The organism is Methylophaga sp. UBA2689 (assembly GCA_002354555.1).
Classification (GTDB): domain Bacteria; phylum Pseudomonadota; class Gammaproteobacteria; order Nitrosococcales; family Methylophagaceae; genus Methylophaga.
In genome coordinates this window covers 19,271-32,329 of record DELT01000106.1, presented here as the reverse complement: position 1 = coordinate 32,329, position 13,059 = coordinate 19,271, and the positions used below count along the sequence as shown (strand labels likewise).

The 13,059-nt window shown below is 44.3% G+C and carries 12 protein-coding genes and 1 pseudogene; 10 read left to right on the top strand and 3 right to left on the bottom strand.

Going from position 1 to position 13,059, the window contains the following annotated elements:
• Positions 1 to 141 precede the first annotated feature (141 nt).
• The 5 genes and pseudogenes from B3M51_RS13790 to B3M51_RS13770 form a co-directional block, all read left to right on the top strand.
• A complete protein-coding gene (locus B3M51_RS13790; RefSeq protein WP_292759983.1) occupies positions 142 to 1,056 on the top strand; it encodes a GGDEF domain-containing protein in 915 nt (304 codons plus the stop codon).
• 4 nt (positions 1,057 to 1,060) lie between these two features.
• On the top strand, positions 1,061 to 2,086 hold the full coding sequence (locus tag B3M51_RS13785) for an AraC family transcriptional regulator (protein WP_292759981.1): 1,026 nt from the start codon (positions 1,061 to 1,063) through the stop codon (positions 2,084 to 2,086).
• A gap of 121 nt (positions 2,087 to 2,207) precedes the next feature.
• Positions 2,208 to 3,080 carry a metallophosphoesterase family protein gene (locus tag B3M51_RS13780; protein WP_292759979.1) on the top strand — a complete coding sequence of 291 codons (873 nt, stop codon included), beginning with the start codon at positions 2,208 to 2,210 and terminating at the stop codon, positions 3,078 to 3,080.
• Positions 3,081 to 3,297: 217 nt separating this feature from the next.
• Positions 3,298 to 4,260: a DUF2971 domain-containing protein gene (locus B3M51_RS13775; protein ID WP_292759977.1), complete on the top strand. Its 963-nt coding sequence runs from the start codon at positions 3,298 to 3,300 to the stop codon at positions 4,258 to 4,260.
• Positions 4,261 to 4,262: 2 nt separating this feature from the next.
• Positions 4,263 to 4,397: pseudogene (locus B3M51_RS13770) on the top strand (type I restriction-modification system subunit M N-terminal domain-containing protein); the annotation flags it as partial.
• A 119-nt stretch (positions 4,398 to 4,516) separates the two neighbouring features.
• On the opposite strand, the gene B3M51_RS13765 reads toward B3M51_RS13770, so the two are convergent.
• Positions 4,517 to 4,834, bottom strand: a complete 318-nt coding sequence (locus B3M51_RS13765) for an HPF/RaiA family ribosome-associated protein (protein ID WP_292415248.1) — start codon at positions 4,832 to 4,834, stop codon at positions 4,517 to 4,519.
• A gap of 220 nt (positions 4,835 to 5,054) precedes the next feature.
• Here B3M51_RS13765 and B3M51_RS13760 point away from each other — a divergent pair, with 220 nt between their 5' ends.
• A complete protein-coding gene (locus tag B3M51_RS13760) occupies positions 5,055 to 6,377 on the top strand; it encodes a PQQ-dependent sugar dehydrogenase (RefSeq protein ID WP_292759975.1) in 1,323 nt (440 codons plus the stop codon).
• A gap of 142 nt (positions 6,378 to 6,519) precedes the next feature.
• Complete coding sequence (locus B3M51_RS13755) at positions 6,520 to 7,056, top strand: hypothetical protein (protein ID WP_292759973.1); 537 nt, start codon at positions 6,520 to 6,522, stop codon at positions 7,054 to 7,056.
• A gap of 9 nt (positions 7,057 to 7,065) precedes the next feature.
• Here B3M51_RS13755 and B3M51_RS13750 read toward each other — a convergent pair whose 3' ends face one another.
• Positions 7,066 to 8,379: a mechanosensitive ion channel family protein gene (locus tag B3M51_RS13750; protein WP_292759971.1), complete on the bottom strand. Its 1,314-nt coding sequence runs from the start codon at positions 8,377 to 8,379 to the stop codon at positions 7,066 to 7,068.
• Positions 8,380 to 8,562: 183 nt separating this feature from the next.
• On the opposite strand from B3M51_RS13750, the gene B3M51_RS13745 reads away from it, so the two are divergent.
• The 3 genes from B3M51_RS13745 to B3M51_RS13735 all read left to right on the top strand — a co-directional run bounded on the left by B3M51_RS13745 (position 8,563) and on the right by B3M51_RS13735 (position 11,112).
• On the top strand, positions 8,563 to 9,141 hold the full coding sequence (locus B3M51_RS13745; protein WP_292759969.1) for a YqaA family protein: 579 nt from the start codon (positions 8,563 to 8,565) through the stop codon (positions 9,139 to 9,141).
• Between the two features lie 89 nt (positions 9,142 to 9,230).
• On the top strand, positions 9,231 to 9,839 hold the full coding sequence (locus tag B3M51_RS13740) for a LexA family protein (protein ID WP_292759967.1): 609 nt from the start codon (positions 9,231 to 9,233) through the stop codon (positions 9,837 to 9,839).
• A gap of 1 nt (position 9,840) precedes the next feature.
• Positions 9,841 to 11,112, top strand: a complete 1,272-nt coding sequence (locus B3M51_RS13735) for a Y-family DNA polymerase (RefSeq protein ID WP_292759965.1) — start codon at positions 9,841 to 9,843, stop codon at positions 11,110 to 11,112.
• Between the two features lie 217 nt (positions 11,113 to 11,329).
• On the opposite strand, the gene B3M51_RS13730 is transcribed toward B3M51_RS13735, so the two are convergent.
• Positions 11,330 to 12,709 (bottom strand): diguanylate cyclase domain-containing protein, encoded by a 1,380-nt coding sequence (locus B3M51_RS13730; RefSeq protein ID WP_292759962.1) that lies wholly within the window; start codon positions 12,707 to 12,709, stop codon positions 11,330 to 11,332.
• Positions 12,710 to 13,059: the final 350 nt, after the last annotated feature.

Genomic DNA, 13,059 nt, shown 5'->3' with positions numbered 1-13,059 from the left:
AGCATCAGCATTAATTTTGAAAAATAATTTAACTTTTTGTGAGCTGATTTGACTGGTGAAGATGTAATCAAGTTGTCATTTTTCTAGCGTAGTTTCGCCGAAAACAACCTTACAACACCTTTTTAAAAGTCGGCTAAATCAATGAAAAAAAGAGCTTTTTTACAGACTTGTTATTCTTATGGCCTCGCTATAGCGATTGGCATTGGTGTAATGATTATTAGTGTGTGGGGAGACCTGAAACCCACTGTTGAAATTAGCTGGCTGGACGTCTTTTCTGAAGGAGGAATGGTCATTCTAGCCTTATTCTGGCTGGGCTTATTATTACGCAGCCGACCGGCAGGCAGAGTGACTCAATTACTGGCGCTCGGCTTATGTGCCATTGTGTTTTCATGGTCTATGGATGTGGTAGATGAGTTTATCCGTATGCCGTCGACGCTTATCTGGCATAACTGGTTAGAAAGCCTACCTATCCCTATTGCTTTAGTGCTGCTGAGTATTGGTATCTATCACTGGCACCAGGAAGAAATCGCCATCAGTGCGCAGATGGTGAAACGTGAACGTTATTTTCGTGAGCACCGTTTGTTCGACAAACTGATTCCAGTGGGCGGTGCGGCTTATTTAAAGAAACTATTAAAACTCTCATTGGCTGAAAGTAAAAAGCTCCAGCAACCACTCGCCTTAATTGCCATTGATTTAGATAACTTTAATATGATCAACCGTCTCTATGGTCCAGAAGAAAGCGATCATATTTTGCAGCTTATCTGTCAGTTGTTAGTACTTAATCTGCGAGATGAAGATCTGATTTGTCGCTTAGCCGGTGATCGATTTGTGGTGTTGCTACACAATACCTCTGAATATGAAGCGCAACAGATGAGCATGGATTTACAAAATGCTGTCGCCAGTTTTGCCTACCGAACCAGACAACATCATCAACGCGTGTATCTTTCAGCCACGGCGGTCACCACCATGGCCAGAACCGATGATTCTGATTCGCTGATTAAACGTTTGAATCTTGAGATCAGCAAAACCAAACAACAACCGTCAAACGCCCTCTAAGCAAATGACACCGCTGATCAAAACGCTTGGTTATGAAATAGACACGGCGTGCATTGCCACACATCATCAGCCAGCTGTACTGGTTGAGTTTGCCTTGTCACGTGAGGTGGATAGTCGACAACTGTTGAGAAGCACCCGTATCCAGCTTGAAGATTTCAGATTAGCTGAAAAGCGCATCAGCCCGGATCAATACCTGACCTTAATCAGTAATTGCCGCAAACTTGTTAATGCCGATGACACCAGTTTCTTATATGGTCAACGCTTATGGCCGGGCTGCTTCGGTGCCGCGAGTCAGGCATTACAACTGGTGAGTAACCTGCGTCAGGCGATAGAGATCATCTGTGACTTTCACGCCATTTTATCGCCGTTATTTACCCCACGCTTTTATGCAAATGAACAAGAGCTATTTATATTCTGGCAAGACGCAACCGGCAGCGATGAACAACAGCAGTTTCTGATTGAAGCGCACATGACGGCTTTTATCTCAATGGTGTCCTGGTTATCGAAAGAGAAAATGCCGTGGAATTTTGAATTCACTTACTCAGAACCTACCTATATCGAGCAATATTGGGTCAACCTGGGACAGGATCTGACATTTAATCAGCAAATGAATTGTATGCGGTTACCTATTGAGTTTCTCGATAAACCTTGGCCAAACGCCTCACAGATCAGTATTCACGGCGCACTCAAAGAAACCCATAAACAGTTGTTATCGCTGCATAGCCCGCAAAGTTTTATTGATCAGCTTTATGACTATATTCAAACGCATATCCGACAACCGCTTAATTTGGAAAAAGTCTCAGCCGCATTTGGCATCAGCCCCGCGTCAATGAAACGAAAATTGAAAAAACACCACACGACTTTCCAGCAGCAAATCGACCTGGCACGAAAAAATACCGCCATTTATCTGTTTCAGGTCAAACACTTCAATAACCAGCAAATCGCCGAATACCTTAGATTCAATGATATGAATAACTACCGCCGTGCCTTTAAACGCTGGACGGGGCTGTCGCCTTATACCTTGTTCTGAACGACCAATCGGATCTAAGCCAATCCAACTCTATCCATTTTAAACGTGTGCTCGTTATGCAACCGCTCAGCGTGAAGGCAATTTTAAATCAACTGTTTTAATCACTATTACAAGGAAAATAATGAAATTACTGTCCAAATTACTACTAAGTATTGTCCTGTTGATGAGTCTGGCCCTCAATATGGCCTATAGCAGCGAGTCAGACAACAACACAGCATTACGCTTCGTTGTATTAGGTGATGCAGAACCCAAGCCTGAAGCCAAGTTTCCAAATATGGCTGATGCGATAGCTGATATCAATCAGCTTATTCCAAGCCTGGAGCTTGAGTTAGCAATAGGAGTAGGGGATATCGCCCACAAAGGCACTATGCTGCAATACGAACAGGCCACGCCGATATTACAAGCTTTGAATTTACCGTTTTATCCTATTATGGGTAACGAAGAACACGGTAGTTCCACCGAGCGATTTTTAAGCTTTGCCAACATGTGGAACCAGGGTAAAACTACCATCGACAATACGCGATATACACTGGAATTTGACAGTGTTGCGCTGGTATTAGCCTCGCCAGATTTTGGCCGCGACTTTAACGATGATGGTATTGCCTGGTTAAAAAATGAAGTCGCCCGTCTGGCACCCAAACCGGTGATGTTGGTGGTGCATGGTGCCCAACAAGGTGTCTTTAAAGAAAATCCGGATAAAGGCATCAGTCACCCAGGCTTTGTTACAGAAGTCATTAGCCAGCCGAATGTACGTGCCGTAATCTCAGGCGATTTACATATGGATATGCCACGGGTAAACCATTCATTAGAATTAAACGGCGTGCATTACATACATATCCCAGCGTTAGAGCGCACCAAAATTCCAGATGAAAGCCACCATCAAGCAATGTATCGGGTTTTTAGTGTCATGCAGGAAGGTACGGTTGTGGTGGATACCTATCAAACGGGTAATCTAGAGCCATTAGCCGATTATCAATATCGCTTTACGCTCTAACCAGCAAAGTTACATTCTTAAATTTGGGTTTTATCATTTCAGAAGGTTATCAAGCTAATTTTCGAGACGAAATGTAATTTGAGCATTTGGTACCCCAACATCAAACTACCTGAGTATTTTTAACGCCTTTTTTAGTAAATGGCTTCTTTCCTATGCATAGTGCCTCAATGAATTTATGATAGGACGCTCTTTGTAATTAGACGACATACTCACAATTATGGTTCCGATTCAGGAAGCGTATAAGAACCTCTGGGCAGATCTTGATGAAAATGAGCTTTTTCCATCGAAGCGACCATTCCTTGCACACTACACTTCCATCAGTACTTTCGAAAATATAATACGTAATGATGAGCTCTGGTTTTCTAACCCACTTGAAATGAACGATTGGGAAGAGCTCATCTTCGGTATGCGCGAAGGAGCACGATGTTTTAGAGAGCACGAGGGAATACGTGAAGCTTGTGGATCAGAAGAGACGTATTCGAAGTTAACAAATTACTTTGAACTTTACTTGTTAAAGTTTGGAGAAAAGCATGCCTTCAACACTTATGTGATGTGTTTTAGCAATCACGACTCTACTGATGAAGACGGTGTGTTATCAATGTGGCGCGGTTATGGGCAGAATGGAAACGGTATATCACTAGTTATCGATACTAAAGTCATAAATTATTACGAAGAATCTCCGTTTATTATTGCCCCAGTTGTTTACGCCAGCGTTGAAAAGAGGATCGATTGGATAAATACCAAGCTTGACGAGTTTTCCAGATCTCTAAAAGTTGCAGAAAAAAATGACCAGAATCTCTCTACGCTAGCCTATTACTGGATTCAACGTTTAACTGTGTTTTCACTCTTTACAAAACACGATGGTTTCAAAGAAGAGTCTGAGTGGCGTGTCGTTTATTTGAGCGACCGTGACGAGACTGAACTACTTAAATCAATGTTGAGCTACCACGCCACTGATGATGGTCTCCAGCCTAAACTGAAATTAAAACTCAATGATATTCCTGAGTTATTAGGAGGCAAGGTCGAGTTGGAGAAGTTGATACACAAAATTATTCTTGGACCCACAACATCCTCAGCAATTGCAGCGTTAACATTAAAGCGTATGGTTGAACAACTAGGAAAGCCTAGTTTAGTAGATAAAATCGTTCCATCATCAATACCATTCAGACATAAAAAATAATAATGACGTTAATTAATTCAAAAGATCTTGAAGCAAATCTATGGCATGCCGCTCACATTATTACAGGTCCAATAGATGCGGCAGATTACAAGAACTATATCTTTCCAATACTTTTCTACAAACGTATCTGTGATCTGAGCACTTGAATTCAAGTGATATTTTCAGGACTGGTTCCCACACTATTCTGTGAGAGTGTCATATAGTGATGACGTTGGTTCCCACGAAGGACCGTGGGAACCAGTATTCGATAGAAAACTTAGCGTGACTGCATACGCTCAATTGTTGTAGTTAATACGCGTTTCATTTTATCGGTCGCGCCGGTAAACGCTTGTTTGATGGTCGCGGCATCATGGGTAACCACATTGGGTTGATGACCTTCTATCCGGGCTTCAATCAGGCAACGGATATCATCGGCACCGCCACGATTTTCACTGTTTTGATCACTTAGATGTACTTCGACACGAGTAACGTGGTCATCGAATCGTTTGAGAGAATGTTGTAGTTCCTCACGAATAGAGTCGGTGAGCGTGTCATCGCCTGGAATGTGGCGATCGGTATTAACCTGAATTTGCATGCAACCTCCATTGAGTGAAATAAAACTTTGCTATCTTAAGACAATGACAATTATTAAACATTCCACTGTCTCAACTGGAATGATCAAATCACTATAAAGGCAACTTCTTTAACGACCTTTAACTCAAAGCAAACCATTGGTTAGGACACTACTGTTAGACTCAAGTATTAATTCTCCCAAAATGGAGTTAAATCTTATTTTTCACTTACAGGAGCACACTATGCAGCATCCTTATAAGTTCAGTGCCGCGATTGGCGTTTTGGCCATCAGCCTCAATGGTTGTGGCGATACCTCCAAAATCCCCCCACAAGCTGATTTCGGACCTGATCCTGTGTTAGCCGCCCCCGAAACTCCGCTTATCCCCACGATGAATATAGCTCCCGCTGAAGGATGGCCGATTGACGGTAAACCGATTGCTGCTGAAGGGCTGATGGTCAATCGTTTTGCCGTGGACTTAGATCATCCCCGTTGGTTATATGTATTACCTAATGGCGATGTGTTAGTGGCGGAAACAAATGCACCGAAAGGTGAAAGCCCGGATCCCGGCATTAAATCCTGGATTAAAGGGATGGTCTTAAAAAAAGCCGGTGCAGCCGTACCAAGTGCAGATCGTATTACGTTACTGCGTGACAGGGATAATGATGGCGTAGCTGAAACACGCCATGTTTTCTTAGATGATTTGCATTCACCATTTGGTATGGAGTTAATTGGCAATGATTTTTATGTTGCTAATGCCAATGAGATAGTTCGTTTTCCTTACCAAGAAGGGCAGACCCAAATAACGGCTGAACCAGAGCATGTGACAGATCTTCCAGGTGGACCGATTAATCATCATTGGACTAAGAATATTATTGCTAGTGAAGATGGCACAATGCTTTATGCCACGGTCGGCTCAAACAGCAATATTGCCGAAAACGGGATGGAAGCAGAAGAAAACCGTGCGGCTATTTTGGAAGTTAACTTAGAAACCGGTGAAAAACGTCTCTTTGCATCCGGTTTACGGAATCCCAATGGGTTGGATTGGCAGCCACAAACCGGTGAGCTTTGGACCACGGTGAATGAACGCGATGAATTTGGTAGTGATCTGGTGCCGGATTACATGACCTCCGTTAAAGAGGGTGGTTTCTATGGCTGGCCTTATAGTTATTATGGACAGAATGTTGATTTCAGAGTTGAACCTCAACGTCCTGAATTAGTGGAACAAGCCATAAAGCCAGATTACGCATTAGGCTCCCATACAGCGTCCTTGGGTCTGGCATTTTATGAAGCAGATTTGCTGGCGGAAAAATATCACAATGGGGCCTTTGTTGGGCAACATGGCTCTTGGAATAGAAAACCGTTAAGTGGCTATAAAGTGATTTTTGTGCCTTTCAGTAATGGTGAACCCGATGGCTTGCCAGAGGAAATCCTGACTGGGTTTGTGGATGGCAGTGGTGATGCAATGGGACGCCCGGTCGGTGTTGTCGTTGATAGTCAAGGTGGTTTGCTGGTGGCTGATGATGTTGGTAACACTATCTGGCGGGTAACGCCCTCAGAGGATTAATTGGTTTGAGCTGGTTTCCCACGAAGGACCGTGGGAACCAGAACTGGATCTCGTTCCCATGCTGCTGCGTGGGAACATAAATGGGGTTATTACACCCAGTTTGATATCATGTTTCGGCTTTAATTATTGATAGTCCAAACATATGCCACATATTCTGCTCGACAAAACGCATCCTCCTATTATTCAGGCAGCCATCAATCTTGGCGATTGGCTACTGAGTCTGGAAAACCTTACTGAGCAGGATAAAACTGCGATTAAAGCTGTGCAGGACGCGTTGCAGAAATTGCCGGAAATCGACGATGATATTCTGGCGATGTATGGATTCAGTTTTGAGCGTGGCGATGCCGATGATGGGTTAGTCCGGGGCTGGGATATTTCTCTGGAATATAATGCAAATGATCCCGAGCAACAGGGCGGATTAGAGATTTTCAGTTCGTATATTCCACTTCCTGATACCACTGACCCAGTGGTGTTGGCCGAAAAGAAACAACGCGAAGTGTATTTCCATTGGCCGGTGGGTGACATCTGCAGTTTTATCAAAGCGGAACAGGCTCAGCAGTGGATTGATGATGTCAGTCAGCCATTACAGTTTATTGAGGCGGGTGATCGACTGCGGATAGAGATTGTGTATCAGAACTTTTATGCAGAGCATGAATATCCGCTGATTTCAACCGCTTGATGTGCTTCGTTATTTAAGCAGGTTTTCCTCGTCCGATGTATTAAGTTCATGAGCCACTTGTCTGGACATTGTAGGGTCAGTTGCAATATCCACAGTCGATGCTTCAGCCGAAACGTTTGGTAAAGCGGATTCTGTATCCGGTAATGCATCAGCGGTTTCTGGCTCCAGCTTCGTTTCATCATTTATCAGCTGAAGTCGATGCACCGGTTGATGAAATGTAATACCGGCTTCATCAAAACCGATTTTTATCAGGCGAATAGCTTCACTGCGGGCTTTGGCAAAATCACTTTCGTGTTGATTAATCCAGGCCAAAAAATGCAGATCGACAATATCTTCCCGTATCTCTGCAATCAGCACTTGTGGGCCCGGCTCAGCCAGCAGTCCCTGCATATTTTGCAGAGTCCCTAAGCCGAGGCGGCGAGCCTTGACCAGATCGATATCGGCAGAGATAGCCAGTGTAAATTCAAAACGACGTAAGGGATTACGAGTGTAATTGATCATCACCGACGTAATCATCGTGCTGTTAGGAATACGTAAATGGTTGCCATCGCCAGTCATCAGCACGGTATCACGGGAAGTCAGTCGAACGACGTTACCGGTGAATTCAGCTATCTGAATAGAATCACCAATTTTGAATGGATTGCGTGCACTGAGCAGTACACCAGCCAGATAGTTTTCGACAATATTGCGAAATGCAAAACCTACGGCGAGGCCAAATACACCTGCCACACCGAGCAGTGCACCCACCAGCGCTGTTGCATCCAGGATCTGCAACGCAATTAGGAAGCCAGTGCCAACAATCAGGATTCGCATAATGCGTCCACCCAGATCGGTGGCGAGCTCGGAAAGCCCTATACGACTCAACCATACACCGCGGTTACCGACCCAGCGACCGAGCAGCCAAAAGAAAATGATAGTGATGATAGCCACCAGAAATATAGGCAGACTGCGAATCAATGAAGAAAGCATTGCTTCGATTTTTTGTGTCGTGGGTTGTACGCGGGTGGAAATATCCATTAGCTCATTGAGCCGGTTTTGCACATAAATAACGCCCTCGACCCGACTGGCAAGCGCCACCAGATCACGTCCGGCACGGGCACTGGAAACGTTACCACTGAGGATAACCACTCCGGAATCAACCGTGACCTCAACGTCTTCATAGCTTTCGATAACGTTCAAAATGTCGGTCAACCGATTTTCGATGGCTTGATCATCCGGTGCATTCGTTACCTGTATTTCTGCACCTGCATCAACTAACTCTTCACTGTAGATCGCGGGCATCCATAGCAGCGTGGTTATCAGTAAAAGAAAGCGGTAATTCATTTGTATCTCCTGCCGGGATTTTTCAGGTAACTCGCCATGACAACAATCGTCTCTGCTTTATCAACACAGGTTATTTACAGCTGCAGTGTTTTCAATGAGGATAGCGGCTTGTTATTTGGATATTACTTGTTTTGTATGTTCTTGCGTTGAGCATACTGACCTTAAATAAGGAAATAAATCAGTTTGAATAGATTCAAGCAATTGGGCTCTCGTTTAGTGCACTCAAAACATATGTTGTGGGGTGTCGCTTTCGCTTCTTTTATGGAGTCACTGATCGTCCCCATCCCACTGGAAACTATTTTGATTCCACTGATGCAGGCCCGCCGGAAGCTGCTCTGGGCTATTAGTGGCATGGCGTTACTGGGCTGTATCCTTGGTGCGGCGCTGGGGTATGTGATTGGCTACTTTGTGTTTGGCCTGATCGGCGAGCAAATGATTGCTCTGCTGTCGACGCCCGAGCAGTTTGAAACTATTCGGCAACAAATTCATTTACACGGTTTCTGGTATGTATTGACTGTCGGAGTTACGCCGATTCCATTTCAGATTGCCATGTTGGCTGCGGGTGTGACGGGCTATTCATTTTTCCTGTATATGCTGGCGACCGCCATTTCTCGTGGTCTGCGTTATTTCGGTCTGGGTCTGTTGGTGTGTCTGTTTGGTAATCAGGCACAAAAAATGTTTGAAGAACACAAAATCGGTGCGTCGGTTTTTATTCTTGTATTGATTGCCCTTATCTGGAGCGTGCTGTTGTTTGGTAGTTAATTTTTTATCACGGGATAGTGAATTTTTCCTTGCGTGATAGGGAAGCGATTCGTACACTTGATTAACTGTTTCAATTAATCAAGTGATTTATGACAACTCGCTCAAATACGCATGGTGGTCGGCGCGTCGGTGCCGGACGTAAAAAAGGCTCTGTGATCAAAGAACCGACGACTGTGATGCGGATTCCTAAGAGTCAAAAGCCTGCGATCACTGATTTTCTGGCAGCTTATCGACGCAGGCAATCTTCTCCATTGCACGACCAGCCAATGGTATTTGAACGTCCACTCGTTGCACCCGCTAAACGTAGCTGGCCATTATTCAGTTCCAAAGTGGCAGCGGGTTTTCCTTCGCCTGCAGATGAACATGTCGAAAAACGGCTGGATCCCAATGAATTTCTGATTGATGACGAAGAAGCGACATTTTTTGTCACCATTCAAGGCTATTCGATGATTGATAGTGGTTTATTGCCGGGCGACAAAGCGGTGGTAGACCGTGCCAAAAATGCCAGTATCGGCGATATTGTGCTGGCGGTAGTCGATGGCGAATTTACCATCAAGTTGCTCGCTAAAACCCAGCAGGGTGGCCCACGATTACTCCCATCCAATCAGTCAGGCGAATATAAGCCGATTGAAATCAAGGATGGTATGCAGTTTGAAATATGGGGTGTGGTGACCGGTTCGTTTCGGCGTTTTAAATAACATGTCACGTAGTATCGCACTGATTGATGTAAACAATTTCTATGTGTCCTGCGAGCGGGTATTCAATCCAAAACTAGCCGGTAAGCCGGTGGTGGTGCTCAGCAATAATGATGGCTGTGCAGTGGCGAGAAGCAATGAGGCCAAACTGCATATTCCGATGGGAGCACCGTGGTTCAAGTTTCAGCAAATAGCGAATGAGCAGCAGATCATCGCGTTATCATCCAACTATGCGTTGTATGCGGATATGAGCAATCGGGTGATGCGTATTCTTAATCAGTTTTCGCCCGATCAGGAAGTCTATTCAATAGATGAATGTTTTCTGGATCTCACCGGCTTCCAGCATCTTGATTTGTTGCAATACGGTCAACAGATCCTTCATCGGGTGGCCAAATGGACAGGACTTCCGGTCAGTGTTGGCATCGGTGCCAGTAAAACCCTGGCGAAACTGGCGAATCACTGTGCTAAAAAACGGGCTGAATTTGATGGGGTCTGTGATTTTAATCAGCTGAGTCCAAGCCAGCTTAACCGTTTGCTGGCGGAGTTGGATGTCGGTGAAGTGTGGGGCGTTGGTCGCAAACTGGCCGTAAAGTTAAAAGCACAGGGTATTCACAGCGTTTTGGATTTAAAACAGGCCAATGCTGAAACACTGCGTCGTCAATACAGTGTAGTGATGGAAAAAACCGTACGTGAACTTAATGGTATCAGTTGTCTGGAGCTGGAATATGCCATCAGTGACAAAAAGCAGATCTTGAGTTCGAGAAGTTTTGGCATTCCAGTGACGGATATGAACAGTCTGGCAGAATCCATCAGTCTGTATACCAGTCGTGCGGCTGTAAAACTGCGTCGACAGTACTCGGTGGCGCGGATGATTCAGGTGTATATCCGTTGCAGTCCTTATCGCAGCGGGGACGCTTTTTATGGCAATAGTCTGATGGTAGCGTTGCCGATGGCCTCTGATGACACGCGTGTATTGGTCAAACATGCGCTGAGTGCATTGAAAAAAATGTATCAACCCGGATTTAACTATGCCAAAGCCGGCATTATGCTCACCGAACTGCAACCGAAAAGTGGGCAGCAGCAGGACTTGTTTGCTCCGAATCAGGAGCCTGAATCCGCAAAGTTGATGACGGTGATGGATGTGATTAATAACACGATGGGCAGAGACACATTGCAACTGGCCAATCAGGGATTTAAACGGCCTTGGAAAATGAAACAGGAGCATAAAAGCCCGAGTTATACGACAAAGTGGATGGATTTACTGTCAGTCAGCTAATTAATAGATTTTTAAAAACTAAAAAAGCGGTAGGTGATGATTGGTAGTCAGGTTGGTAAAAATTAATTACCAGAAACAGCACAGAAAATAGCAAAAGCCCCGTCAGTGATGACGGGGCCTTTTTTTGAATTTATTGGCTGGGTTTAACTTAGAATATTATATAAATCACAGGCTATTGCAGGGCTCAATCAATATTGGCGTATTATATTCTGACTTCTCAAGAAGAGAGTGATCCGGAACAATAATAACGATTCGGCCCACTTTGTTTGGCCGTATACATGGCGGTATCGGCAGATTTCATCAACGACGTGACATTCTGGGCATCTTCCGGAAAAACACTAATACCAATACTGGCAGCGATAGATAACGTCTGACCCTGGACCTTATGGGGCATTGCTATGGATTTGAGTATTTCCTGTGCAACAAGGATAGCGTCATCAGCGTGTTCTATTTCACCGAGCAAGATCAAAAATTCGTCACCACTACGGCGACACACAGTGTCTGAAGTGCGGACACAATCTGTTAGCCGGACCGCGACAGATTGCAGTATTTTATCGCCAAACATATGACCGAACGTATCGTTGACCGCTTTGAAATCATCCATATCAAGAAACAGCAATGCAACACGTTTGGAATGCCTTTGTGCCATGCTGATCGATTGCGATATGCATTCGTTGAACATGGCAAGGTTAGGCAAACCGGTCAGATGGTCATACCAGGCTAACCGGCTGGTTTTTTCCATCACCGTCGATGATTTGGAAATATGGTGAAATATAATCGCGGCACCAATCATTTCATCCTGCTGATTATGTAGCGGGAAAGCCGAGTCTTCAATTTCAATTTCATTACCATCGTGAGTGATTAACACACTCCCCATAGACAGGGTCACACAACGATTTTCATTGATGGCGATGATGGCGGGATTGGTTTTTTCCCGTGTTTCACTGTCAATTACATTAAACACCGCAGATGCGGGTTTACCAATAGCTTCCTGGCGATCCCATACTGTTAATTGTTCGGCTTCAATATTGATGGTCACAACATTGCCATCCAGGTCTGTGGTAATGACCCCATCACCGATATGATCCAATGTAATACTGCAGCGTTGCTTTTCTTCGAGCAAAGTTTTTTCCATCTCCGCTAAAGATGTTTGCATGGCCTGCTTCTTCGAAAGGTCTTCAAACATAAGCAAACTGCTACTAAAGGAATGTTTGCTCGGATCCTCCATTATCATGGCACGAATTCGCACCCAGATAACCTTATCATCAGCACGGATCAAGCGAACATCCTGCTGCAGAAATGTCCGATTCACTATAGATGATATCCAGCTGCCGTCCAGTTCCTGCCGGTCTTCTTCATGGATACTATGTCGCCAGTTATGGCCCAGAATTTCTTCGGCATCACAGTCTATAATTTTCTGGAATGCCCGGTTTGAATAGAGACAACGATTTTCATCATCACATAAGACTATTCCGAGAGGGAAACCATCACATAAATTTTTTAAATCCCCAAAGCCAAAGTTCTCAACACTATCCTGGGGCGGAACCTGGCCCATAAACGGTTTATCAGTAGCTCGTCTGTTCAGTGTTCCCATCATTTAGCTCCTCCTTGATAAAAATCCGGAAAAAATTGTGTTTCATCAACATTAATTGTGGTGTTGCCAAATAAAACAGAAGTTTCACAAAGGATGATTCGGCTAATAATCATGCATGGTCCTTTCAAAGAGTGTTATTTAGTGTGGGGGGAGGTGTAGCTATATAAGAATTTGAGATCAATTGGTTTCGGATAAATCAGAAAAACCAATAAACCTTAGTAAATGAGTGTAGTGTGATTGATACACGAGTTATGTGCGGATCCGTACAAACAACCGACAATTGTTTATGCGTTAATAACGACCAAAGGATTGTTGAGTTGAATCACTAACGATAAAAAGTTGTGGCTACAAAA